At 70.3% G+C, this 22,344-nt stretch carries 24 protein-coding genes; 14 read left to right on the top strand and 10 right to left on the bottom strand.

The window, feature by feature from the left end:
- Positions 1-32: 32 nt before the first annotated feature.
- The 3 genes from K244_RS0112550 to K244_RS0112540 are packed head-to-tail and all read left to right on the top strand — an operon-like array spanning position 33 to position 1,952.
- Positions 33-1,262, top strand: coding sequence for a penicillin-binding protein activator (locus tag K244_RS0112550; protein ID WP_020186620.1), 1,230 nt, complete (start codon positions 33-35; stop codon positions 1,260-1,262).
- A 55-nt stretch (positions 1,263-1,317) separates the two neighbouring features.
- On the top strand, positions 1,318-1,551 hold the full coding sequence (locus tag K244_RS0112545) for an AbrB/MazE/SpoVT family DNA-binding domain-containing protein (protein WP_020186619.1): 234 nt from the start codon (positions 1,318-1,320) through the stop codon (positions 1,549-1,551).
- Entirely contained in the window at positions 1,548-1,952 is a 405-nt protein-coding gene (locus K244_RS0112540) for a type II toxin-antitoxin system VapC family toxin (protein ID WP_024816481.1), read from the top strand. The genes K244_RS0112545 and K244_RS0112540 overlap by 4 nt, the downstream gene beginning before the upstream one ends.
- 296 nt (positions 1,953-2,248) lie before the next feature.
- Here K244_RS0112540 and hemW read toward each other — a convergent pair whose 3' ends face one another.
- The 3 genes from hemW to rph all read right to left on the bottom strand — a co-directional run bounded on the left by hemW (position 2,249) and on the right by rph (position 4,909).
- Positions 2,249-3,397 carry a radical SAM family heme chaperone HemW gene (gene hemW, locus K244_RS0112535; RefSeq protein ID WP_020186617.1) on the bottom strand — a complete coding sequence of 383 codons (1,149 nt, stop codon included), beginning with the start codon at positions 3,395-3,397 and terminating at the stop codon, positions 2,249-2,251.
- The gene (locus K244_RS0112530; protein ID WP_024816480.1) at positions 3,394-4,047 is read right to left on the bottom strand and encodes a non-canonical purine NTP pyrophosphatase; all 654 of its coding nucleotides are present in this window, start codon (positions 4,045-4,047) and stop codon (positions 3,394-3,396) included. Before K244_RS0112530 ends, hemW begins: the two co-directional genes overlap by 4 nt.
- Positions 4,048-4,189: 142 nt before the next feature.
- Positions 4,190-4,909, bottom strand: a complete 720-nt coding sequence (gene rph / locus K244_RS0112525) for a ribonuclease PH (RefSeq protein ID WP_020186615.1) — start codon at positions 4,907-4,909, stop codon at positions 4,190-4,192.
- Between the two features lie 130 nt (positions 4,910-5,039).
- On the opposite strand from rph, the gene hrcA reads away from it, so the two are divergent.
- Positions 5,040-6,131: a heat-inducible transcriptional repressor HrcA gene (gene hrcA / locus K244_RS0112520; RefSeq protein ID WP_020186614.1), complete on the top strand. Its 1,092-nt coding sequence runs from the start codon at positions 5,040-5,042 to the stop codon at positions 6,129-6,131.
- Between the two features lie 92 nt (positions 6,132-6,223).
- Positions 6,224-6,400 carry a hypothetical protein gene (locus K244_RS23635; protein ID WP_020186613.1) on the top strand — a complete coding sequence of 59 codons (177 nt, stop codon included), beginning with the start codon at positions 6,224-6,226 and terminating at the stop codon, positions 6,398-6,400.
- 19 nt (positions 6,401-6,419) lie between these two features.
- Here the strand turns inward: K244_RS23635 and K244_RS23630 are convergent, their stop codons facing one another.
- On the bottom strand, positions 6,420-6,620 hold the full coding sequence (locus K244_RS23630) for a hypothetical protein (RefSeq protein ID WP_155931728.1): 201 nt from the start codon (positions 6,618-6,620) through the stop codon (positions 6,420-6,422).
- A gap of 190 nt (positions 6,621-6,810) precedes the next feature.
- Here K244_RS23630 and glmM point away from each other — a divergent pair, with 190 nt between their 5' ends.
- From glmM to K244_RS24200, 6 genes are all read left to right on the top strand, one after another.
- Positions 6,811-8,157, top strand: a complete 1,347-nt coding sequence (gene glmM, locus K244_RS0112505; protein WP_020186611.1) for a phosphoglucosamine mutase — start codon at positions 6,811-6,813, stop codon at positions 8,155-8,157.
- Positions 8,158-8,436: 279 nt separating this feature from the next.
- Complete coding sequence (locus K244_RS0112500) at positions 8,437-9,213, top strand: outer membrane protein (protein WP_020186610.1); 777 nt, start codon at positions 8,437-8,439, stop codon at positions 9,211-9,213.
- 186 nt (positions 9,214-9,399) lie between these two features.
- Positions 9,400-10,572 carry a phosphoserine transaminase gene (locus tag K244_RS0112495; RefSeq protein WP_020186609.1) on the top strand — a complete coding sequence of 391 codons (1,173 nt, stop codon included), beginning with the start codon at positions 9,400-9,402 and terminating at the stop codon, positions 10,570-10,572.
- A 219-nt stretch (positions 10,573-10,791) separates the two neighbouring features.
- Positions 10,792-11,535: an enhanced serine sensitivity protein SseB C-terminal domain-containing protein gene (locus tag K244_RS0112490; protein ID WP_020186608.1), complete on the top strand. Its 744-nt coding sequence runs from the start codon at positions 10,792-10,794 to the stop codon at positions 11,533-11,535.
- 48 nt (positions 11,536-11,583) lie between these two features.
- Entirely contained in the window at positions 11,584-13,170 is a 1,587-nt protein-coding gene (gene serA / locus K244_RS0112485) for a phosphoglycerate dehydrogenase (RefSeq protein WP_020186607.1), read from the top strand.
- A gap of 249 nt (positions 13,171-13,419) precedes the next feature.
- Positions 13,420-13,641, top strand: coding sequence for a DUF559 domain-containing protein (locus tag K244_RS24200; protein WP_280949671.1), 222 nt, complete (start codon positions 13,420-13,422; stop codon positions 13,639-13,641).
- Between the two features lie 231 nt (positions 13,642-13,872).
- On the opposite strand, the gene K244_RS0112470 is transcribed toward K244_RS24200, so the two are convergent.
- On the bottom strand, positions 13,873-14,814 hold the full coding sequence (locus K244_RS0112470; protein ID WP_020186604.1) for a hypothetical protein: 942 nt from the start codon (positions 14,812-14,814) through the stop codon (positions 13,873-13,875).
- A 182-nt stretch (positions 14,815-14,996) separates the two neighbouring features.
- A complete protein-coding gene (locus K244_RS0112465; RefSeq protein ID WP_020186603.1) occupies positions 14,997-15,617 on the bottom strand; it encodes a DUF1134 domain-containing protein in 621 nt (206 codons plus the stop codon).
- 166 nt (positions 15,618-15,783) lie between these two features.
- On the opposite strand from K244_RS0112465, the gene K244_RS0112460 reads away from it, so the two are divergent.
- Positions 15,784-16,257 carry a YHS domain-containing (seleno)protein gene (locus K244_RS0112460; RefSeq protein ID WP_020186602.1) on the top strand — a complete coding sequence of 158 codons (474 nt, stop codon included), beginning with the start codon at positions 15,784-15,786 and terminating at the stop codon, positions 16,255-16,257.
- 19 nt (positions 16,258-16,276) lie between these two features.
- Here the strand turns inward: K244_RS0112460 and cysQ are convergent, their stop codons facing one another.
- Positions 16,277-17,074, bottom strand: a complete 798-nt coding sequence (cysQ, locus tag K244_RS0112455; RefSeq protein WP_020186601.1) for a 3'(2'),5'-bisphosphate nucleotidase CysQ — start codon at positions 17,072-17,074, stop codon at positions 16,277-16,279.
- A gap of 135 nt (positions 17,075-17,209) precedes the next feature.
- Here cysQ and K244_RS0112450 point away from each other — a divergent pair, with 135 nt between their 5' ends.
- The gene (locus K244_RS0112450) at positions 17,210-17,890 is read left to right on the top strand and encodes a histidine phosphotransferase family protein (protein WP_020186600.1); all 681 of its coding nucleotides are present in this window, start codon (positions 17,210-17,212) and stop codon (positions 17,888-17,890) included.
- Between the two features lie 18 nt (positions 17,891-17,908).
- Here K244_RS0112450 and K244_RS0112445 read toward each other — a convergent pair whose 3' ends face one another.
- Positions 17,909-18,802, bottom strand: coding sequence for a LysR substrate-binding domain-containing protein (locus tag K244_RS0112445; RefSeq protein WP_020186599.1), 894 nt, complete (start codon positions 18,800-18,802; stop codon positions 17,909-17,911).
- Between the two features lie 206 nt (positions 18,803-19,008).
- On the opposite strand from K244_RS0112445, the gene K244_RS22730 reads away from it, so the two are divergent.
- The gene (locus K244_RS22730; protein ID WP_020186598.1) at positions 19,009-19,371 is read left to right on the top strand and encodes a DUF1127 domain-containing protein; all 363 of its coding nucleotides are present in this window, start codon (positions 19,009-19,011) and stop codon (positions 19,369-19,371) included.
- 12 nt (positions 19,372-19,383) lie between these two features.
- Here the strand turns inward: K244_RS22730 and K244_RS22725 are convergent, their stop codons facing one another.
- Together K244_RS22725 and K244_RS0112430 are read right to left on the bottom strand one after the other, a co-directional pair.
- A complete protein-coding gene (locus tag K244_RS22725) occupies positions 19,384-20,310 on the bottom strand; it encodes a DUF937 domain-containing protein (protein WP_020186597.1) in 927 nt (308 codons plus the stop codon).
- Between the two features lie 58 nt (positions 20,311-20,368).
- Complete coding sequence (locus tag K244_RS0112430) at positions 20,369-22,198, bottom strand: monovalent cation:proton antiporter-2 (CPA2) family protein (RefSeq protein ID WP_024816479.1); 1,830 nt, start codon at positions 22,196-22,198, stop codon at positions 20,369-20,371.
- Positions 22,199-22,344 lie beyond the last annotated feature (146 nt).

Below are 22,344 nucleotides of genomic sequence, written 5' to 3'. Positions count from 1 at the left end.
TCGTGGGGTCCGGCCGAGAAACGGTGGCGCACATGACGGTCGATCGAAGGTCCCTGGCGAAGGGGTGGCGCGCGCTGTTCGTCGGCGGCGCGGCGCTTGCGCTCGCCGCCTGCGGCGGCGGGAGCGACCTCGGCGGCACCGACGAGCGGCTCAATCCGCTTCCCGGCAATCCGACGCCGCAGGTCGAGGCCCAGCCGCTCGGCCAGGCGATCGGGCAGGGCTCCACCAAGGTGGCGCTGGTTCTCCCGCTGTCGGCCAGCGGCAACGCCGGCGCGGCCGCCCAGTCCATGAAGAACGCAGCGGAGCTCGCGCTCTCGGAGTTCAACAGCCCCGACATCCAGCTCGTCGTGAAGGACGACGGCGGCACGGCGCAGGGCGCGCAGGCGGCCGTCAACAGCGCGACCGACGAGGGCGCGCGCATGGTGATCGGGCCGCTGTTCGCCCACTCCGTGCAGGGCGCCGGCCAGGCCGCGCGCCAGAAGGGCGTGCCGGTCGTCGCCTTCTCGACCGACGCCAACGTCGCCTCGCGGGGCGTCTATCTCCTGAGCTTCCTTCCTGAGTCCGATGTCGACCGGATCGTGCGTTACGCCGTCAGCCAGGGCAAACGCTCCTTCGCCGCGCTGCTGCCGGAGAACGGCTACGGCACGGTGGTGGAGGGCGCCTTCCAGCAGGCGGTGGCGAAGGCCGGCGGCCGGGTCGTCGCGCTTGAGCGCTACCCCACCGACAAGGCCAGGATGGCGGAGCCGATCGCCCGCGTCGCGAACGCGCTTGGCCAGGCCGACGCGCTGTTCATTCCGGACACGGCCGACAGCGTGCCGACGGTGGTGGGCCTGCTGGCGGCCAACGGCGTCAACCTGAAGCGCGTGCAACTGCTCGGCACCGGGCTGTGGGACGACCCGCAGATGGCGCGCGACGCGAGCCTTGCGGGCGCCTGGTACGCGGCGCCGGACAGCTCCGGGTTCCGCGCTTTCGCCCAGCGCTACAAGGCGAAGTTCGGCGCGGAGCCGACCCGCACCGCCTCGCTCGCCTACGACGCCACCTCGCTGGTGGCGGCGCTGGTGAAGACGCAAGGCGCGGCCGGGCTGACCGACCAGACCTTCGCGAACCCCTCGGGCTTCGCCGGCGTCGACGGCACGTTCCGCTTCCGCGCCGACGGCGGCAACGACCGCGCGCTCGCCGTCTACCAGGTGCAGCCCGGTGGCGCGAAGGTCATCAGCCCCGCCCCCCGCAGTTTCGACGGCCAGACCGCCCAGGCGAATTGACGGCTGACGCGCCCGATCTTATGTCATAGGCCATTGGCCTATGACAGGCGCGCCGATGTCGGACATCCGAGACGCCAAGGTTTTCAAGAACGGTCGCAGCCGCGCCGTCCGCATCCCCGCGGACTGGGACCGGTTCGGCGACGTCGTGACTCTGCGGTCGGTCGGGAACACAGTCGTCATCGAGCCCAAGCACCGAAACCGGCTGTCCGAGTTCCTCGACAGCATTGAGCCGCTGGACGAAGACTTTCCCGAGATCGATGACCCACCGCCAGAGCCGGTCGATCTGTGACCCGCTATCTGCTCGACACGAACATTCTTTCGGATCTGCTGAGGCGTCCTAAGGGAAGCGTCAGAGAGAGGATATACGCAGGGGGTGGCGCGGAGTTCGTTTGCACGAGCATCATTGTGGCCGCGGAACTCCGGTTTGGGATCGCGAAGGCGCAAAGCGTGAGGCTTGTCGCGCTCGTCGAAGGTCTGCTCGACAGGATCGCCATAGAGCCGTTCGAGGAGCCCGCCGACCGCGTCTACGCGTCCATTCGGGCGGACCTCGAGCGGCGCGGTCGGCAGATCGGCGGCAACGACCTCTTCATCGCAGCTCACGCGCTCGCGCTCGACTGCGTTCTGGTGACCGACAACACTGGCGAGTTCGAGCGCGTGCCGGATCTGCGCGTGGAGAACTGGCTGCGCTGAGGTGGCGTCAGGGACGCCCCCGTCGGCGTCGAGGATGCCCCGGACGACCCCTCATCCGGCGCTTCGCGCCACCTTCTCCCGCAAGGGGAGAAGAGAAGCGCGCGCGGCTTCGACGGCGGAGCTTGGTTCTTCGAGTTGAGAGGATGCGGGCCGTCGTGGTCCCCCTCTCCCCTTGCGGGAGAGGGTAAGGGTGAGGGGTCGCCTGGGACGACCTCGGCGCCGTTCAGGATGTCCCGGACGGCCCCTCATCCGGCGCTGCGCCCCACCTTCTCCCGCAAGGGGAGAAGGGAAGAACTCTACCCCGCGAGGTCCGCCACCACCGCGTCGAGCACCGGAAAGCCCTCGCGGGTGACGCGGAGGCGGTCGCGGCCGACGCGTTCGACCATGCCGTCCATGGTCAGGTCGTCGATCCGGCGCGGGTCGAGCCTGCGGCCGGAGAGGCGGTGGAAGCGGGCGAGGTCGATGCCCTCGGCGAGCCGGAGGCCCATCAGCAGGAACTCGTCGGCCTGGGCCTCGACGCTCAGCGGCTCGTCGACCACCAGGCCATGGCCGTCGGCCTCGACGGCGGCGGCCCAAAGCTCGGGGTTGCGCTCCGTGGAGAGCTCGCGGCGCAGGTCATTCACCAGCAGCCGGCCATGGGCGCCGGGGCCGACGCCGGCGTATTCGCCGTAGCGCCAGTAGACCAGATTGTGGCGGCTTTCGGCGCCGGGGCGGGCGTGGTTCGAGATCTCGTAGGCCGGCATGCCGGCGCGCTCGGTGGTCTCCTGCGTCACGTCCCAGAGCGCGCGGGAGGTCTCCTCGTCCGGCGTCTGCAGCTTTCCGGCGCGGTAGAGCGCGTGGAAGGGCGTGCCCTCCTCGATGGTCAGCTGGTAGAGCGAGAGGTGCTCCGGCGCGCGCTCGATCGCGCTCGCCAGCTCCTTGCGCCAGGCCGCCGGCGACTGGCCGGGGCGGGCGTAGATCAGGTCGAACGACGCGCGCGGGAAGATCGACATCGCGAGTTCGACCGCGGCGAGCGCCTCCTCCACCGTGTGCATCCGGCCGAGGTTCGCGAGGTCCTGGGCGTTCAGCGCCTGCACGCCGAGCGAGACCCGGTTGACCCCGGCGGCGCGGTAGCCGCGGAAGCGTTCGGCCTCGACGCTGGTCGGGTTCGCCTCCAGCGTGATCTCGGCGTCGGGCTCGACCTCCCAGGCCGCGCCGATAGCCTCCAGAATGCCGCCGACGGTCTCCGGCGTCATCAGCGAGGGCGTGCCCCCGCCGAAGAACACGGACGCCACCTTCCGTCCCGGCGCGAGCGACGCCATGTGCGCGATCTCGCGGCGGAAGGCGGCGAGGTAGCGCCCCTGGTCGACGCCCTTGTGGCGCACGTGGCTGTTGAAGTCGCAATAGGGGCACTTCGCCGCGCAGAACGGCCAGTGCACGTAGACGCCGAAGCCGGGCTCTTTCATTTCGGCGGACCTGCGGGATAGAGCGCGGCCATCAGCGCGCCGAAGGCGCGGGCGCGGTGGGACAGGCCCGTGGCGCGGCCGTCCGCGCACCAGACGACGCCGTGCTTGTCGTCCGAGGACATCTCTCCGAAGGTGCGGGCATGCCCTCCCGGCAAGAAGATCGGATCGTAGCCGAAGCCGAGATTTCCCCGCGGCGGCCACACGATCTCGCCGGGAACCGATCCCTCGACCTCGAGTCGCTCGCCGGTGGGCCAGCTCAGGCAGAGCGCCGCCACGAAGGCGGCGGAGCGGTCCCGGGCGTCGCGGGCCTGGAGATCCGCCTCGACCCGCGCCATGGCGGCGGAAAAGTCCTTCGAGGGGCCGGCCCAGCGCGCGGAGAACAGCCCCGGCGCGCCCCAGAGCGCCGCGACCGACAGCCCGCTGTCGTCGGCGAGCGCGGGCAGCCCGGAGGCCTCAGCCGCCGCGTCCGCCTTGATCGCGGCGTTCTCGGCGTAGGTCGTGCCGGTCTCGTCGGGCTCGGGCAGGCCGAGCTCGCCCGCGGAGGTCAGCTCCAGCGGGAACGGCGCCAGCAGCTCGCGGAATTCGGCGAGCTTGCCGGCGTTGTGGGTGGCGATCACCAGTCGGGGGCCGAGCGGGGGGAGGGGGGTCATCGTCAGTCCTTACACGTCATCCCGGCCGAGCGCAGCGAGAGCCGGGATCGTCCTCCAGGCTGAGCGTCCTGCGGCGCACGATCCCGGCTCTCCGCCTTCGGCTTCGGCCGGGATGACGCGCGGGTCAAGGACAGTTGAGGCCTCACGCCACCGCCAGCTTCTGCAGGTCGACGAGGGTGGCGCAGCCGGCCTTGGCGAGGCGGAGCAGCTCCATCAGCTCGTCTTCCGAAAACGGCGTCCCCTCGGCGGTGCCCTGGATTTCGACGATGCCGCCCGAGCCCGTCAGCACGAAGTTGGCGTCGGTCTCGGCGGAGCTGTCCTCGGCGTAGTCGAGGTCGAGCACCGGCGCGCCCTTGTAGATCCCGCAGGAGACGGCGGCGACGTGGTCCTTCAGCGCCGGACCCTTCAGCATGTCGCGCGCCTTCATCCAGGCGAGGCAGTCGTGCAGCGCGACCCAGGCGCCGGTGATGGAGGCGGTGCGGGTGCCGCCGTCCGCCTGCAACACGTCGCAGTCCACGGTGATCTGGCGCTCGCCGATCATCTTGAGGTCGACGACGGCGCGAAGCGAGCGGCCGATCAGGCGCTGGATCTCCTGCGTGCGGCCGGAGGGCTTGCCGCTCGTCACCTCGCGGCGGGTGCGCTCGTGGGTCGCCCGCGGCAGCATGGCGTATTCGGCCGTCACCCAGCCCTTGCCCTGGCCGCGCAGCCAGCCTGGCGCCTTCTCCTCGAGCGAGGCGCAGCACAGCACGTGGGTTTCGCCGAACTTCACCAGGCAGGAGCCTTCCGCGTAGCGCGCGACGCCCCGCTCGATCGAGACGGCGCGCAGCGCGTCGGGGGCGCGCTTGGAGGGACGGACGGACATGGAGGCTTCGCTTTCGCAGGAAGATTGAGAAATCGGCGTCTTTCTGCCCCTGCGCGCGGCCGCCCGCAAGCCGGCGCGCTTGATCGGCGGCTCGCGAAGGCGAATGTTGGGGACGCGAGGTTCTAAGGCCATGTCGATCGATCGTCCCATTCTCCCCGAAGCCGCCGCCGGGCTCGCGCAGCTCGACGCCCGATCGCGCGAAATATTCCGCCGGATCGTCGACAGCTATCTGTCGACGGGAGAGCCGCTCGGCTCCCGCAACATCTCCCGGTTGCTCTCGGTCTCGCTGTCGCCGGCCTCCGTCCGCAACGTCATGGCGGACCTGGAGACGCTCGGGCTGATCTATGCGCCGCACACCAGCGCAGGGCGCCTGCCGACGGAACTCGGCCTGCGCTTCTTCGTCGACGCGATGCTGGAGATCGGCGACCTCAACGCCGAGGACCGCCGCGCCATCGAGCGGCAGGTGCGGGCGCTCAGCGCCTCGCGCTCGGTCGAGGACGTGCTGACCGACGCGTCCGCCCTGCTGTCGGGACTGTCGCGCGGCGCGGGCGTCGTCGTGGCCACCAAACAAGACCCGGCGATCAAGCACATCGAGTTCGTGCCGCTGGAGCCGACCCGCGCGCTCGTGGTCCTCGTCGGCGAGGACGGCGGGGTCGAGAACCGCATCGTGCAACTGCCCAAGGGCCTGCCGCCCTCGGCGCTGGTGGAGGCGTCCAACTTCCTCAATGCAAGGATGCGCGGGCGCACGCTGGGAGAGGCGCGGGCGGCGGTCGAGGAGGCGGTCGGCGCCGCCAAGGGCGAACTCGACGCCATCACCGCGGACGTGGTCGCCGCCGGGCTCGCGGACTGGGCGGGCGTCTCCGCCGGGGAGCCGCGCCAGCTTATCGTGCGCGGTCAGGCCAACCTGCTGGAAGACCTCAAGGCGTTGGAGGACCTCGACCGCGTCCGCCTCCTGCTCGACGACCTCGAATCCAAGAAGGACGTCATCGACCTGCTGGGACGGGCGGAGACCGCGGACGGGGTGCGGATCTTCATCGGCTCGGAGAACAAGCTGTTCTCGCTCTCGGGCTCCTCGATGATCGCGGCGCCGTTCCGCGACGGCGACCAGAAGATCGTCGGCGTGCTCGGCGTCATCGGCCCGACGCGGCTGAACTACGCCCGGATCGTGCCGATGGTGGACTACACGGCGAAGGTGGTCGGCAGCCTGCTCCGGCAGAGCTGAGATGGCCCGATTTTAACGAAGTCTTCACCTAGAGGTATCGCCGGGCGGCGCTCTGGCGCATGATCGCGCCTGCTCAGGGGAATGGCAGGCGCATGGACAACATCGTGGAACTCTACGCCCGCGTCGCTTACGACGACGCGGCGGCCGAACGGCGCGAACGCACGGTGCTTGGCGAAATCCGGTCGGTCGCGGCTTTCGCTGCGCTTTTGAGCGGCATCGCGGTCACCCTCGCCGCGCCGGTGCTGGCGCTCTGGTTCCTGCTGAGCTGAGCGCTCGCGTCGCTCGGCGTCAGCGGGCCAGGCCGTCCCGGTTTTCGTAGGTCGCCCATTCCACCGCATGGGCGGCGACCTGCACGGCGAGGTCGATGCCCACGGCGATGAGGAAGATCGCGATGAGCGAAGCGAACTGCTCGAAGGCTCGTCCTACGGGGTCGCGAAGGTCGTCCGGATCAAGCTCCATCTCGCTCATCCTCAAGCGGGGATCGCTCATGAGTATGCCGCCGGCGCGCGCGTCTGCGCCATTCAAACCTTCGCGTGTCGAGCGTCGTGCGGCTGCAGGGCGTAGGCGCCCGCAATGATCGCTCACCTTTTTTGAACGTCGCTGCGGCATGATGCTGCGCTAAGACTGACGGAGACGCAGTGAGCCGGCGATCGGCCGCGCGCGATTCGAGGAGCGCCCGATGACGCGCAAGTATTTCGGCACCGACGGCATCCGCGGCCGCGCGAACAAGTTTCCGATCACGCCGGACTTCGCGATGAAGGTGGGCATGGCCGCCGGCATCGCGTTCCGCCGCGGCGACCACCGCCACCGGGTGGTGATCGGCAAGGATACCCGTTTGTCCGGCTACATGATCGAAAGCGCGCTTCAGGCCGGCTTCACCTCCGTCGGCATGGACGTGCTGCTGCTCGGGCCGATGCCCACGCCCGCGGTCGCGCTGCTCACGCGCTCCATGCGCGCCGACCTCGGCGTGATGATCTCCGCCTCGCACAACCCCTACGACGACAACGGCATCAAGCTGTTCGCCCCGGACGGCTACAAGCTGTCCGACGAGGTCGAGCTGGAGATCGAGGCGCTGCTCGACGCAGACCTCGGCCCGAAGCTCGCGGACAGCCCCGCGCTTGGCCGGGCGAAGCGCATCGAAGGCGCGCAGGCCCGCTACATCGAGTTCGCCAAGCGCACGCTCAACCGCGCCGTGTCGCTCGAGGGGCTGCGCGTTGTGGTCGATTGCGCCAACGGCGCCGCCTACAAGGTCGCGCCCGAAGCTTTGTGGGAGCTGGGCGCCGAGGTGATCACGCTCGGCGTCGAGCCGAACGGCGTGAACATCAACAAGGACGTCGGCTCCACCGCGCCGAACGCGCTGATCGAGAAGGTGCGCGAGACCCGGGCCGACATCGGCATCGCGCTCGACGGCGACGCCGACCGGGTCATCATCATCGACGAGAAGGGCCATGTGGTCGACGGCGACCAGTTGATGGCGGTGGTCGCGGCCTCCTGGTCGGAGGACGGACGCCTCTCGGCGCCCGGGCTGGTCTCGACCGTGATGTCCAACCTCGGCTTCGAGCGCTACCTCACCTCGATCGGACTGACGCTGGAGCGGACCCCGGTGGGCGATCGCTACGTGGTCGAGCGCATGCGCGCGCAGGGCTACAACCTCGGCGGCGAGCCCTCCGGCCACATCGTGCTGTCGGACTACGCCACGACGGGCGACGGGGTGGTGGCGGCGTTGCAACTGCTGTCGGTGGTCCAGAGGGCCGGAAAGCCGGTCTCCGAGATCTGTCACCGCTTCGAGCCGCTGCCGCAGGTGATGAAGAACGTGCGCTACGCCGGCGGGCGGCCGCTGGACGACGACGCGGTCCGCGTCGCGATCGCCAGGGCGACCGAGCGCCTCGGCCGGGAGGGGCGGCTCGTCATCCGGCCCTCCGGCACGGAGCCGGTGATCCGGGTGATGGCGGAAGGCGACGACCGCGACCTCGTCAACGACGTGGTGGCGAACGTCGCGGACGTGATCCGCGCCGCCGCGGCCTGAGCGCTTCTCCGTAATCTTCCTGATGAAGGCCCGCCGGCCGCGTCGGCGCGCCTGCGCGTCTCGCGGAAATTGCGAGGCCCAGCAGCAGCTTGCGCCCGCTGCAATCCCCGCGAGCGGGGTGTTGCCGAAACACGTCAGTGACGTCTTTGGCAGGTCAGGACGCAAGGGTTAAAAGTTAAGGTTAAATGGTTTTTAACGAATACACGCCAGATTTGCAGTCGTGACATGAACGCGCCTCTCGCAAGCGGCGATGCGCTGCACTTCTGAGGAACTGGCGGTATGGCCAAATTGATGACCTACGCGCTCGCGGGCGCGCTCGCAGTCGCGTTCGCCCCGGTTGCGGGTCTCGCGGCCGATCTCCCCGAACCGCCGCTGCTGGAGCCGGTTCCGGAGCCGGTCGAGTTCGGCTCCAGCTGGTATCTCCGCGGCGACGTCGGCTACAAGTTCTATCGCAAGCCTTCTGCGTCCTACGACAACGCGTTCTTCAAGGACCAGGGCCTCTCCAAGTACAAGGACGAGGATCTCGACGACGCCTTCATCATCGGCGGCGGCGCCGGTTACAAGTGGAACAACTGGGTCCGCACCGACGTCACCGTGGACTACGAGACCAAGGCCGACTTCAAGGGCCGCCTTGGCTGCCCGAGCTGCGGCGGGTCGTCGTCCTCGTCGATCGAGAAGAGCAAGATCTCGGCTCTGACCTTCCTCGCCAACGCCTATTTCGACCTCGGCACCTGGGAAGGCTTCACGCCCTACGTCGGCGCCGGCATCGGCGCGTCGCGCATCCACATGAGCGGCTTCCGCTCGAAGAACCCCGGCGAGACGGGCTATGCCGACGGCCCTGGCTCGGGCTCGGACTGGAACCTGGCCTGGGCGCTCATGGCGGGCGTCGGCTACCAGGTCTCCGACAACATCGTGATCGACGCCAACTACCGCTACGTCAACCTCGGCGACGTGAAGTCGAAGAGCTACACGGCGGCCGGCGACAGCGGCAAGGTCAAGGTCAAGAACCTTCAGGCCAACGAGGTTCGTCTCGGCGTGCGTTACATGCTCGACTGAGCTTTCGGCTCAGGCCTTCAGCGCCAAATCTTCAAGCGGCGGGATCCCTGGGGCCCCGCCGCTTTCGTTCGTCCGGACGGCTCCTTATTCCGCTCAATTCGCTTGACGACGTCGGTCCCCGGGACGTATCTCCCGCGCCGGGCCACCCCTCCCCAACGAGGGGCTGACCATCTGGAAGGATGGACCATGACGACTGCCGTTCCCGCGGTTCGCCCCGCGAATCCCAATTTCTCGTCCGGACCCTGCACCAAGCGCCCCGGCTGGTCGCTCGACGCCCTCAAGGGGGCGGCGCTCGGGCGCTCGCACCGCTCCAAGGCCGGCAAGGCCAAGCTCAAGGAAGCGATCGACCTCACCCGCGAGGTCCTCGAGGTTCCCGCGACCCACCGCATCGCGATCGTTCCGGGCTCCGACACGGGCGCCGTCGAGATGGCCATGTGGTCGATGCTCGGCGCCCGCGGCGTCGAGGTGCTCGCCTGGGAGAGCTTCGGCGCGATCTGGGTCACCGACGCGGTGAAGCAGCTCCGTCTGCCGAACACCAAGGCGGTCGTCGCCGAGTTCGGCAAGCTGCCGGACCTCGCCGCCGTCGACTTCGACAACGACGTCGTCTTCACCTTCAACGGCACCACCGCCGGCGTCCGCGTGCCAAACCACGACTGGATCCCGGCCGACCGCGCCGGCCTCACCATCTGCGACGCGACTTCGGCCGCCTTCGCGATGGAGCTCGACTACGACAAGCTCGATGTCGTGACCTTCTCCTGGCAGAAGGTCATGGGCGGCGAGGCGGCCCACGGCATCCTCATCCTCGGGCCGCGCGCGGTCGAGCGCCTGGAGAGCTTCACGCCGGCCTGGCCGCTGCCGAAGCTGTTCCGCATGACCAAGAACGGCAAGCTCGACGAGGGCCTGTTCGAGGGCGAGACCATCAACACGCCGTCGCTGCTATGCGTCGAGGACTACATCGACGCGCTGACCTGGGCGAAGTCGGTCGGCGGCCTCAAGGGCCTGATCGCCCGCTCCAACGCCAGCGCCAAGGCCGTCTACGACTTCGTCGACCGGACGCCCTGGCTCAAGGTCCTGGCCGCGGACGACGCGACCCGCACCAACACCGGCGTCTGCCTGGTGTTCGCCGATCCCGCGCTCGCCGCGGCGCCGCTCGAGAAGCAGGCCGTCTTCGCGAAGGATTTCGTCGCGCTGCTGGAGAAGCAGGGCGTGGCCTTCGACTTCGGCGCCTACCGCGACGCGCCTCCCGGCCTGCGCATCTGGTGCGGCGCGACGGTCGAGCCGTCCGACGTCGAGGCCCTGCTGCCCTGGCTCGACTGGGCCTACGCGCAGCTGTCCCCGGCGCTCGCCAAGGCGGCCTGAGCTTCGGGACCTGACAGGCGTCGTCGCGGCCACGCGCCGCGACGGGCCGCCGGCCTTCGAGCCGGGCGTCCATGACTTCGCGCGGACCATGACTCCGGGCTGATCATGACTTCGGGCCGATCAGTCCTACCTTCGCATTCCAGTCAAGGACGCCCGTTAAGGCGGGGACGACGTCGCTTTCTCTGACCGCCCGCCGCCAGAAGACCCGGAGCCCAGCCCATGTTCACGCCCGAAAACGCCCTCGAAAAGTCGCTCCTCCGCGCGCTCGAGGAGCCCGAGCAGCGCGTCGCCTTCCTGAAGTCGTTCCTCGACGCGGAGCTGTCGTTCGCGCTGATCGATCCGAACGAGGGCAAGGGCGCCGGCTACGCCGTGCCCGAGGTGACCCACGAGGACATCAGCTTCGTGCCGGTGTTCACGTCGGACACGCGGGTGAAGGCGATGTTCCCGGACGAGCAGCTGATGATCGTCCGGCAGAGCTTCAAGCAGATCGTCTCGCAGATCGAGGACGCCAACTTCGTCCTCAATCCGGGTTCGGAGGCCGGCCACGAGTTCATGGCCGAGGACGTCGCCTCCATGCTCGACGGCGATTTCGTGCGGGCGGCCGACGGCTTCGAGCGCGAGCTCGGCGACGAGGACGAAGAGGACGACCTCCCGACCCTCGTCGGCAAGCCGTCCCCGACGCCGACCCATCTGACGACGCCGCTCGCGGCGCTGTTCGCCACCATGCCGACCGTCCGCGCCGCCCATGTGGCGCAGGCGATCACGCCCGACGCGCGCGGCGTGCGGCGCCTCGTCGTCGGCCTCGTAGTCGACGGCGACCTCGACGAAGTCCTCGACCAGGTCGAGGACGTGCTGTCCGAGGCCGCCAAGCCGACCGACGAGATCGACTTCGTCTCCATCCCCGGATCGCCCCTGGACGACTACTTCACGCGCGACGTCCAGCCGTTCTATCGGAAAACCTGAGCCGGCTGACCAGATCAAGGCGCCGGTGAACACGAGAGAAAACCTCCCATGGCGCCCCGCGTCCTCATCTCCGACAAGCTCTCCCCCGCCGCGATCCAGATCTTCAAGGATCGCGGCGTCGAGGTCGATTTCCAGCCCGACCTCGGCAAGGACAAGGACAGGCTCGCCGCCGTCATCGGCGACTACGACGGGCTCGCGATCCGCTCGGCCACCAAGGTCACGCCGAAGATCCTCGCCAACGCGAGCCGCCTGAAGGTGATCGGCCGCGCCGGCATCGGCGTCGACAACGTCGACCTGCCGGCGGCCACCGCGAAGGGCGTGATCGTGATGAACACGCCCTTCGGCAACTCGATCACCACCGCCGAGCACGCCATCGCGATGATGTTCGCGGTCGCCCGCGAGATCCCCGCAGCCGACGCCTCCACCCAGGCCGGCAAGTGGGAGAAGAACCGCTTCATGGGCGTGGAGATCACCTCCAAGACGCTCGGCATCATTGGCTGCGGCAACATCGGCTCGATCGTCGCCGAGCGCGCCATCGGCCTGAAGATGCGCGTCATCGCCTTCGACCCGTTCCTGTCGCCGGAGCGCGCCCAGGACCTCGGCGTCGAGAAGGTCGAGCTCGACGAGCTGTTCGCCCGCGCCGACTTCATCACCCTGCACACGCCGCTGACCGAGAAGACGCGCAACGTCATCGACCGGCAGGCGCTGTTCCGGATGAAGAAGGGCGTGCGCATCGTCAACTGCGCCCGCGGCGGCCTCGTCGACGAGGCGGCGCTGCGCGAGGCGCTCGACGCCGGCCATGTGGCGGGCGCGGGCTTCGACGTGTTCACGACCGAGCCCGCGACCGAGAACCCGCTGTTCGGCCACCCCGCGGTCGTCTGCACGCCGCATCTCGGCGCGGCCACCACGGAGGCGCAGGAGAACGTCGCCCTCCAGGTCGCCGAGCAGATGTCGGACTACCTGCTGCGCGGCGCGGTCTCGAACGCCGTCAACTCTCCGTCGATCACGGCCGAGGAGGCGCCGCGGCTGAAGCCCTTCGTGGCGCTCGCCGAGAAGCTCGGCTCCTTCGCGGGCCAGCTCACCGAGGCCGGCGTCACCGCGATCCGCATCGAGTACGAAGGCCTGGTCGCGGGCATGAACACCCGCGCGCTCACTTCCGCCGCGGTCACGGGCCTGCTGAAGCCGCAGCTCGCCGACATCAACATGGTTTCGGCCCCTGTCATCGCCCGCGAGCGCGGCGTGGCGATCGAAGAGGTTCTGCGCGAGGCCGCCGAGACCTACGACAGCGTGATCCGGCTGACCGTCACCACCGGCGACGTCACCCGCCATGTGGCCGGGACGGTGTTCGCGGACGGCAAGCCGCGCATCATCGACATCAAGGGCATCGAGATCGAGGCGTCGTTCGGCCCGTCGATGCTCTACGTCACCAACGAGGACAAGCCGGGCTACGTCGGCGCGCTCGGCGCGACGCTGGGCGCCGCGGGCGTCAACATCGCGACCTTCAACCTCGGCCGCGCGGCGGCGGGCGGCGACGCCATCGCCATCGTCCAGATCGACGGCGACATCTCCGACGCCGTCGTGGCCCAGGTCCAGGCCCTCGAGCACGTCAAGCAGGCCCGCGCGCTGCGGTTCTGAGCGTTCTCCCAAAACGGGCTCGGGAATCCCTCTCCTGGAACAGGGGAGGGTGGACGGGCGAAGCCCGGCCGGGTGGGGTGGGCTTCCGAAGAAAGCTGTCCGCCGCCTTTTCGCGCCTGCTACTCTCCCGTGATGTCGGTCGAGCGCGCCCGCGCCCTGCGCAAACGGATGACGCCCCAGGAGGTCAGGCTCTGGGTGCGGCTCAGGGAGCTGCGCGCTCTCGGCCTCCACCCCCGCCGTTAGCCCCCGCTGGGCGGGGTCGTCGCCGATTTCGCCTTCCTGCGGCAGAAGCTGATCGTCGAGATCGACGGCGGCCAGCACGCGTTCGAAGCGGAACGCGACGATCAACGGGATGCGGCCTTGTCTGCGCTGGGATTTCGGACGCTCAGGTTTTGGAACGTCGACGTGGACGAGAACATCGACGGCGTGCTGGAGACGATCGTGCGGGCGCTCGACGAGCGGCGTGGGTAAGGTCGCGTTCGACGTCCCAAGGCCCCACCCGACCCCGCTGTCGCGGGGCCACCCTCCCCACGCCTTCGGCGCGAGGAGGGATCCCCGCGTTCCATCCTGAACCGTTGCAGATCCAGCCGCGGGGATCCCTCCCCTGGGACAGGGGAGGGTGGACGGCCGGAGGCCGGCCGGGTGGGGTGGGCTTCAGGATGAAACGCCAGCCACGGCGCGCAGCGGCCGAAACGAGCCGTCCTACTGCGCGCCGATCTCGCCGCCGACGAGCGAGCCGAGGCGGACGCGCTCGGCCGCTTGCTGCAGCGGCGTCCGGGAGCGCGGGGGCTCCGGCGGGCGAGGAGCGCCGCTCGCGCGGACGATCTCGTCGGCCAGCTCGTCCAGACGCGCGCGGAGCGCGGCGAGGCCGGCGTCCGCCGGAGCGCCCGCGGCGGCGGGGCGCGCGGCGTCGGCGCGAAACGCGACGAAACTTTCGATTTCCGTGGCGAGCCGACGTTCGGCGGCGAGCCGCGCGGCCTCGGCCTCGCCGGCGCGCGACCGCTCGACCTCGATCGTGGCCGCCACGCCGGAGGCCGCCGCTTCGCCGGCCTGCACGGCGCCCCGCAGCCGGGCGATCTCGCGTTCGGAGGCCGCCTGCTGCGCCAGGGTGGAGGCGAGCTCGGCCTCGGTCGCCGCCAGCTCCACGCGCATCGCGTCGCGCGCCATCTCCAGCTCGGACAGCGCCTTGCGCGCCTCGTCGGCCTCGCGCCGCGCCGTGACCGAAGCCGCGCGTTCGGCGTCAAGCGTCTTCGCGATCTCCGCGGCCTCCGCGCCGGTGCGGTCGAGGTCGCCGCGCACCGCCGCGCCGTGGGCTTCGAGCGCCGCCACGCTCTCCTTCAGCTTCGCGATCTCGAGTTTCAGGCCCATCTCGTGCGAGCGGGCCCGGCCGGCGGCGATGCGCTCGCGGGCGGCCTCCTCGGCGGCGGCTTCGGCGCGGCGCTCGACAGCGCGGACGCCCACCGCATGTTCCGCCCGCAGGCGGTCCTGCGCGGCGACGATCTCGTCGAGCGAAACGGGAAGCCGGCCCACGAGCCGGCGTGTCGTCAGACGGACCGCGCGCGCCCAGATGGCGGGGAGCAGCAACAGCCCGATGAGGCCCGCGACGCAGGCTCCGAGCGAAGCATAGAGAAGGGGCTCGACCATCGGCGGCGTACTCGGCGGGCCAAAGCGCTCAGCCCTTCGGCCGTCGCGCTTTGCGGGTGCGGACGGCGGGCGCGCCCGCGATCCTCGCGGGTCTCACGATGGCACAGGGGCGGCGCGACATAAAGCCGGGCGACGGCCGGAGACCGGCCGACGTCCGTCCATGCGATGCGCCGCAACCGGCGTCAGAACGGGTTCCAGGTCGAGGTCGGCGTGAACTTCAGGTAGCCGACGTTGACGCCGAGGCGCGCGCCGAGGCCGGTGCGGATCGGCACCAGGACCGTGTCGTAGTCCTTCAGGGCCGTCATGCCGAGGCCGCCGACGAGATAGGCCGAGCCGTTGATGCCGGCGAAGCGGCTGAAGATCGCGTTGGGCGCGCGCAGGTTGTAGACGAGGATCATCGTCCGGGCGCCGTCGCCGCCGAAGTCGAAGCCGAGCGAGGGGCCTTGCCAGTAAACGCGCTGCTCGCCTTCGCCGCGGGTGAAGAGCTTGCCTTCGCCGTAGCGGAGGCCGCCCACGAAGGCGCCGGCCGCCTCCTCGCCGAGGATGTAGCCGTTGGGCTCGCCCCATTGGCTGGTGGCCTTTTCGACGATGCCGGCGAGGCCGCGCGACATCGAGCCGAAGAAGCCGTGGCCCTTCTCGACGATCTCGGAGGCGGAGAAGGTGTCGCTCGCGCCGCCGTACTGGCGGTCGGAGTAGGCGGCGTTCTCGGCCCGCGGGCCGGCGTATTGGGCGGAGGCGTCGGTGGTCGCGGCGGCGAAGCCTGCGAGGAGGGTCGCGGCCGCGACGAGGGTCTTCCACGTCATCGCGTACGTCCTTTTCACGTGAGCGCGCGATGTCCGCGGAAACGGATTCGCGCCGATTCGTAGAATTTGAGCGATCGGCTTTACTCAAAGGTGAACGCCGCGGGTTTATCACCGATCCTGAGGACGGTTCCCATTCCGGCGAACCTCGCGAGGAGACGCTCAGCCCGTGGCGCTCAAGACGACCCTGCCCGGCGTTCTGGCCTTCGGCGCGCTCTGCGCCGGGCTGGCCTGCGCCGCGCCGGCGGCCGCGACGCCGGGGCTCAACGAGCGCGTGGTGGCGGATCCCGCCAGCGGCATCGCGCTGTTCGGCTACGACCCCGTCGCCTATTTCACCGAAGGCCGACCGGTGCTGGGCAAGGGGCTGTTCGAGGCGGAATGGGGAGGGGCCGCCTGGCGGTTCGCCAGCGCCGCGAACCGCGCCGCCTTCCTCAGCGCCCCGCAGGTCTACGCCCCCCAGTTCGGCGGCTACGATCCTCTGGCGGTCGCGCGTGGCCGCGCGGCGGCGGGGCATCCGCAGGTCTTCGCGGTGCTCCGCGACCGGCTCTACCTGTTCCGCTCGCCCGACGCCCGCGACACCTTCGTCGATCCTGCGCCGGCCGTCGCCGAATGGCCCGCCGTCGAGCGCGACCTCACGCCCTGAGAGGCGCGTCCGCGCGCGGTCAGCCCCGCGCGCCCCAGGCGACGAAGCCGCCGTTCCTGAAGCCGACGTCCGCCTTGCCGTAGTCGAACGGCGTCAGGTCCGGCCGGGTCACCGCGCCGCCGGCGGCGGCGAGCACGGCGTGGCCCGCCGCCGTGTCCCACTCCATGGTCGGGCCGAAGCGCGGGTAGACGTCGGCCGCGGCCTCCGCGACCAGACAGAACTTCAGCGACGACCCCGCCGAGCGGCGATCGACGACGCCGAGCTTTTCGAGGAACGCCTCCGTCTCGGCGTCGGAATGGCTGCGGCTCGCGACCGCGCAAAGGCCGGCGGCCGGGCGCGGCCGGACGGCGATCGGTCGATAGGCGGCCGGGGCGGCGACTTCGCGGACCGCCGCTTCGGCCTTCCAGGCGCCGAGGCCGACCGCGCCGATCCAGGTCGCGCCGAGCGCCGGCGCGTGCACGCAGCCGAGCACGGGCGCGCCGCGTGAGATTAACCCCACGTTAACCGTGAATTCGCCATTGCGGTTGATGAACTCGCGCGTGCCGTCGAGCGGGTCGACCAGCAGGAAGCTCTCCGGCGCCTCCGCCGGCGCCCCGTCGCGGGAGGTCGCCTCCTCGGCGATGACCGTCACGCCGGGGAACAGCTTGGCGAGGCCGGCGTGGAGGATCTCCTCCGCGCGCTCGTCGGCGTCGGTCACCGGGCTGCGGTCGTCCTTCGAACGCACCACGATGGCTTCGGCGTCGTAGACGTCCAGGATCGCCCGGCCGGCCTCGACGCAGAGGGCGCCGAGCGCCTGGAGCAGCGCGAGGTCGGTCATGGGCACTGTGTCCTTCCCGAAGGCTTCGGCTTGAGGGCGGAGACCGCAGCGTGTATCAGGCCTGACGTCGCGGCCGGGCGGCGCCGACGAGTCGCCGGCCCGGAAACCGCTCCCAAAGCGCCGGCAGGAGCCCCCATGTCAACCTCCGATGCGACGCCGCCTTCGGGCGTGATCACGCTCGACGCCCTCGACCTCGCGGCGCTGATCGCGAGCCGGGTCTGCCACGACGTGATCAGCCCGGTGGGCGCCATCGTCAACGGCCTCGAGATTCTCGAGGACGAAAAAGACGAAGGCATGCGCGGCTTCGCCTTCGACCTGATCAAGAAGAGCGCGGCGCAGGCCTCCGCCCGCCTGCAGTTCTGCCGCATCGCCTTCGGCGCGGCGGGTTCGGCGGCGGCCATGCTCGACCTCGGCGACGCCGAGCAGGTCGCGCGCGGCTTCATCGAGGACCAGAAAACCAAGCTCACCTGGGAAGCGCCGCGCCAGCTGCTTCTCAAGAACAAGGTCAAGCTGCTGCTCAACCTGGTGCTGGTCGCGACCACCACCATTCCGCGCGGCGGCGTCATCGCCGTGACGTCGGAAGGCGAGGGCGACGCCACCGCGTTCCGCATCGTCGCGACGGGCCCGACCGCCCGCGTGCCCGGCAACGTGGTCGACCTGCTGGCGGGCCGCGCGCCGGACGACCGGGTCGACGCCCACGTCATCCAGCCGTTCTATGCGGGCCTCGTCGCCAAGGCGGCGAACATGGCGGTGACGATCGAAGCCGAGATCGAAGGCGAGCGCATCGTCACGCGGGCGACGAACGTTTCGGCGTAAACTGCCCGCAGCGGGCGCTCACTCCGCGGCGATCGCGCGGTCCTCATAGTTCGCCGACATGTTGTCGAGGCTCGCCACGATGTGGTCGGCGAGCGCCTGCGCCGTCTCGGTCAGCGATCCGGTGTTGCGCAGCAACGCGATCTTGCAGGTGGGCAGCGAAGGGAAGCCCTCGGCCGATCCGAGCACCCGCATGCCCGGCCGAAGCGCCGATTCCGGCAGCACCGAGATCGCGAGCCCCGCCAGCACCGCGGAGCCGACCGCGGTGAAGTTGCAGCTGGAATAGAGCACCCGGTGCTGCCGCCCCATCGCCTCCAGCTTGGCGATGGCGGTCTCGCGCCACTCGCAGGCGGCGGTGCCGAGCGCGAGCGGCAGCACCTGCTCCTCATGCACCAGCGCGCGCTGCGAGGTCACCCACAGCAGCGGCTCCTGCCGGATGATCTCGCCGACGGGCTTGCGGGAGGCGTGGGTGATGATGGCGAGGTCGAGATCGTCGCGCGCGATGAAGCCGATGAGATGGCTCGTCGGCTCGCAGACGACCGACACCTCCACGCGCGGATTGGAACGCGAGAAGCGGGCGAGGATCTCGGGCAGGTAGCGCTCGGCGTAGTCGTCCGGCACGCCCAGCCGCACCCGGCCGGTCAGCGCGTCGTCGGCGAAGGCGGAGACCGCCTCGCGGGAGATGTGGACGATGCGCCGGGCGTAATCCAGCAGTCGCTCGCCGTCTTCCGTCAGCCGGTTTCCGCGACCGTCGCGCGCGAAGATCGCCCGCCCGATCCTCTCCTCCAGCCGTTTCATCTGCATCGAGACCGCGGACTGGGTCTTGTGCACCACGTCGGCCGCGCGGGTGAACGAGCCTGTGTCGACGATGGCGAGGAAGGTCTTCAGCTGGTCGACGTCGAGAAGAGCGGTCATGGCGGCTCCACAGTCCGGGCCTCTAACGCCCATCACGGGATCTGATGACCTATATTAGGAACATTCGTTTCACTGATCAATGCGGGTCAGGCAAGGTTCGCTCGTCCCCGGGTGGCCGGCGGCGGTTTTCAAGCGGCTCGGACGATCCGAGCGGCGGACCGCCCCTCAAAAGGTGAGAGACGTCGTCCCGGCGCGAGGAGGTTGCTATGTCCCTGCCGTCCATCGAGAGCCTGACGCCCGCCCGGATCACTCCGGCGAAGGTCGCCCTCGTGAAGGTCCAGGCGCTCATGCGAACCGCCTTCGCCGCGGCCGTGGCGTGGAACAACCACCGCAAGCTCGGCGAACTCGCGGGCCTCGACGACAAGATGCTGGCCGATATCGGCCTTACCCGCGCGGACGTCGGAATGGCCGCGTCCGAGCCGCTGTGGCGCGACCCGACCGTTCGGCTCACCGTGCTGGCGGTCGAACGGCGCGCGTCGGAGAAGGCGCACCTGCGGTGGCGGATCTCGCGTCGGCGCGAGGCGGTCCAGGCGCGGCGGAGTTTGCCGCGCGAGACCTGCGCGGACTGACGCGACGGCGGATCAGGCGGGCGGCTTGCGCGGCCCGCCTTTCGGCTCGCTGAAGAAGGTCTCGAAGATCTGCTCCATGGCGCGGGCGTTCTGCGCCGAGAGCTCACGGCTCGTCTCGAGCATCTGGTCGAACGGCGTCGTCCCGGCGGGCTCGCCCTGCTTCGGAGCCGGAGCTTCGACCGGGTCGGGCGTTGGCTCCCGCGGCTCGGGCTGGGCCGCCGCCCGCGCGCCGAACATCCCCCCGAACATCTCCGCCATCATCTCGCCCATCGGATTCGAAACGGCTCCGCCGTCGCTCCCGGCGTTTTCGGTCCTGCGGCCCTCGGTCTTGTCGTCCTCCGCCTTGGCGGACTCGGGCTGGAAGGCGCTCGCCCAGTCGGTGAACGGATTGCGCGGCGCGTCGTCGGCGGCGTCGGCTTCCGGGCGGCGGGTCGAGTCGCGCAGCAGCTCGTTCCAGAACGCGCCGAAGGGCCCGGGAAACGGGCCGCCGCTCGCCGCCTCGGGCGCTCCCGCCTGCGAGGCCTGAGCCGCTTTGATCACCCCGCCGATCAAAACGCTGGTCAGCACCGGCATCACCTTGCGAATGATGTCGGCCTGCACGCCGGAGGCCGCGGCGGCCTGCGCGGCCACGGCGCGCGACACGTCCTTCGAGCCGAACAGGGCGCCGAGCGCGTCCTCGCCGGCGCTCTTGGCGCGGGGGTCGAGCGCCGCCGCCTGGGCCTCGAAGGCGCGCGCGTAGGTTTCCGCGCCCATCAACTCGTGCAGCCGTCGCGCGGCGGCGTCGCTCTGAGACTGGCGTTGAAAGCCCTGGGCGAAGGCCGGCGTCAACGCGGCGGTCGCGGCCCGCATCTGCTCCGGCGTCATGCCGTAGGCGCGGGCGATGTGGTCGAAGGCGCCGCCGCCCTGCGTTCGCCGGATCAGCTCGAACATGTCGAACATCGCGTCTCTCCTGAGCCGAGCCTTAACCACCCTAACCCGCGGCGGTCGGGGCCGCCACTCACTCCGCCGGGGCCGGGGCGGGCGTCGCCGCGTCGTCGACAACGGCCCCCTTCCGCTTTGGCTGCGCCAGCGGCTGGGGCGTCGGCTTGTTGGTGTAGGTGAGGTCGCGCCCGGCGTAGATGCCCTCGACGCGCTGAACGTCGAGCTTCTCCGCGTCGCGGCGCCGGACGTCCTCCTCGATCTCGAGCGCGCGCTCGGCGTCGACCCCGACCGCCTCCAACGCCATGCGCCCGATGACGAGCGCGCTCTCGAAGGTCTCGCGCACGACGTTGGCGACGCCCATGCCGTAGAGATCGAGGGCGTGCCCGCGATCGTAGGCCTTCACCACCAACTCGGTGAGCGGGAAGCTCGACTGGATCAACTCGACGATGCGCTTCGCGGTCTCGCGATCATCGACGCAGACCACGATGGCGCGCGCCTTGTCCGCGCCCGCCGCCCGCAGCACGTCGAGGCGCGAGCCGTCGCCATAATAGACCTTGAAGCCGAACTGGGCGGCCTGGAAGACCCGCTCCGGGTTGCCGTCGATCAGCGTCGTCTCGACGCCCTCCGCCAGGAGCAGCTGCGACGCGATCTGGCCAACGCGGCCGAAGCCGATCACCAGCACCTGCCCCTTGGCTCCCTCGAAGTCCTCGTCCGGCTCGGGCATTGTCGGCTCGGCCTTTGCGGCGAACTGCTCGGCGAGCGCCGCAAGCGGCGGGGCCGCGACTAGGCTGAGCGCCGCCATCGCGGACAACAGGCTTGCCGTCTCGGCGTCGATGAGCCCGTTGCTCAGCGACAGCGGAACGAGCACGAACACGAACTCGCCGGCCGCCGCGAGCAGCGAGCCGATCCGGATCGCGTCCGGCAAGGAGGCGCCGAACAGGCGGGCGAGGACGCCTGCGATAACGACCTTGAGCGCGAGATAGCCGACCGTGGCGGCCAGCAGCAGCGGCAGTCGGTTCCAGACCACGCCGACGTCGATGGTCATGCCGATGCCCATGAAGAACAGGGCGATCAGCAGCCCGCGAAATGGCTCGACGTCGGCTTCGAGCTCATGCCGGTAGGATGAGGTCGCGAGCAGCACTCCGGCGAGAAACGAACCGAGCGCCATCGACAAGCCCGCGGCGTGCGCGACTTCCGCCGCGCCGAGCACGACGAGCAGCGCGGCGGCGGTCATCACCTCGCGCGCGCCGGTGCGCGCCAGCAGGCGGAACATGGGATCGAGCAGATAGCGCCCCGCGACCACGATGCCGGCGAGAGCGGCGACGGCGATCGCCGCGGAGGCCAGGGTGTGGCCCCAGCTCTCGCTCGGGGCCCCCGCCGGCGCGCCGAGAAACGGAATGAGCGCCAGCGCCGGGACGACGGCGATGTCCTGCGCCAGCAGCACCGCGAAGGTCTTCTCGCCGTAAGGCCGATTGAGATGGCCGCGTTCGTCGAGGATCTGCAGCGCCATGGCGGTGGCGGAAGAGTAGAGCGCGACGCCGATCGCAAGCGCCGAGGGGGCCGCCCAGCCACCGAGGTAGGCGAGCAGCGCTACGGCGAGGGCCGCTCCCACGATCTGGCCGCCGCCCATGCCGACGACGTAGCGGCGGAGCGCGATCAGCCGCTCGAGCCTGAGGTCGAGCCCGATCAGGAACAGCAGCATGACGACGCCGAGCTCGGCGAGCTGCAGCACCTGCTCCGGGTCCCGGAAGAAGCCAAGCGCCGCGGGGCCGACGACCACGCCGGCCGCAAGGTAGCCGACGACGGCGCCCAGCCCCAGCCGGCGGGCGATCGGCGCGGCGACGACCGCCGCCACGAGGAAGACGAGGATGCCGATCAACGGTCCGGGTGCTGCGGGATGTTCCATGAGGCGGCTCCGGCGGGAGGTTCGCCGCGCATGTGGCGCTCTGCGGCTCGCCTTCGCAAGCGGTCCCCGGCTATGCATCGCCGCGCCGCACATGACGCAGGGCTTGAGCGCGCTTATCATAAGAGACGACACGCGCGGCCGGCGAC

Source organism: Methylopila sp. 73B, from assembly GCF_000526315.1.
Lineage (GTDB): Bacteria > Pseudomonadota > Alphaproteobacteria > Rhizobiales > Methylopilaceae > Methylopila.
The sequence above is the reverse complement of the archived record's forward strand: the minus strand, read 5'-3'. Positions and strand labels throughout refer to the sequence as shown.

Coding starts and splice junctions, on each gene's coding strand:
- K244_RS0112500 (WP_020186610.1), top strand. CDS start 8,437: ATGGCCAAATTGATGACCTACGCGCTCGCGGGCGCGCTCGCAGTCGCG.
- hrcA (WP_020186614.1), top strand. CDS start 5,040: ATGTCGATCGATCGTCCCATTCTCCCCGAAGCCGCCGCCGGGCTCGCG.
- hemW (WP_020186617.1), bottom strand. CDS start 3,397: ATGAAAGAGCCCGGCTTCGGCGTCTACGTGCACTGGCCGTTCTGCGCG.
- K244_RS23630 (WP_155931728.1), bottom strand. CDS start 6,620: ATGAGCGATCCCCGCTTGAGGATGAGCGAGATGGAGCTTGATCCGGAC.
- K244_RS0112545 (WP_020186619.1), top strand. CDS start 1,318: ATGTCGGACATCCGAGACGCCAAGGTTTTCAAGAACGGTCGCAGCCGC.
- K244_RS0112450 (WP_020186600.1), top strand. CDS start 17,210: ATGTCAACCTCCGATGCGACGCCGCCTTCGGGCGTGATCACGCTCGAC.
- serA (WP_020186607.1), top strand. CDS start 11,584: ATGGCGCCCCGCGTCCTCATCTCCGACAAGCTCTCCCCCGCCGCGATC.
- K244_RS0112490 (WP_020186608.1), top strand. CDS start 10,792: ATGTTCACGCCCGAAAACGCCCTCGAAAAGTCGCTCCTCCGCGCGCTC.
- rph (WP_020186615.1), bottom strand. CDS start 4,909: ATGTCCGTCCGTCCCTCCAAGCGCGCCCCCGACGCGCTGCGCGCCGTC.
- K244_RS0112495 (WP_020186609.1), top strand. CDS start 9,400: ATGACGACTGCCGTTCCCGCGGTTCGCCCCGCGAATCCCAATTTCTCG.
- K244_RS0112470 (WP_020186604.1), bottom strand. CDS start 14,814: ATGGTCGAGCCCCTTCTCTATGCTTCGCTCGGAGCCTGCGTCGCGGGC.
- K244_RS0112465 (WP_020186603.1), bottom strand. CDS start 15,617: ATGACGTGGAAGACCCTCGTCGCGGCCGCGACCCTCCTCGCAGGCTTC.
- K244_RS23635 (WP_020186613.1), top strand. CDS start 6,224: ATGGACAACATCGTGGAACTCTACGCCCGCGTCGCTTACGACGACGCG.
- K244_RS0112550 (WP_020186620.1), top strand. CDS start 33: ATGACGGTCGATCGAAGGTCCCTGGCGAAGGGGTGGCGCGCGCTGTTC.
- K244_RS0112530 (WP_024816480.1), bottom strand. CDS start 4,047: ATGACCCCCCTCCCCCCGCTCGGCCCCCGACTGGTGATCGCCACCCAC.
- K244_RS22725 (WP_020186597.1), bottom strand. CDS start 20,310: ATGTTCGACATGTTCGAGCTGATCCGGCGAACGCAGGGCGGCGGCGCC.
- K244_RS0112445 (WP_020186599.1), bottom strand. CDS start 18,802: ATGACCGCTCTTCTCGACGTCGACCAGCTGAAGACCTTCCTCGCCATC.
- cysQ (WP_020186601.1), bottom strand. CDS start 17,074: ATGACCGACCTCGCGCTGCTCCAGGCGCTCGGCGCCCTCTGCGTCGAG.
- K244_RS22730 (WP_020186598.1), top strand. CDS start 19,009: ATGTCCCTGCCGTCCATCGAGAGCCTGACGCCCGCCCGGATCACTCCG.
- K244_RS0112430 (WP_024816479.1), bottom strand. CDS start 22,198: ATGGAACATCCCGCAGCACCCGGACCGTTGATCGGCATCCTCGTCTTC.
- glmM (WP_020186611.1), top strand. CDS start 6,811: ATGACGCGCAAGTATTTCGGCACCGACGGCATCCGCGGCCGCGCGAAC.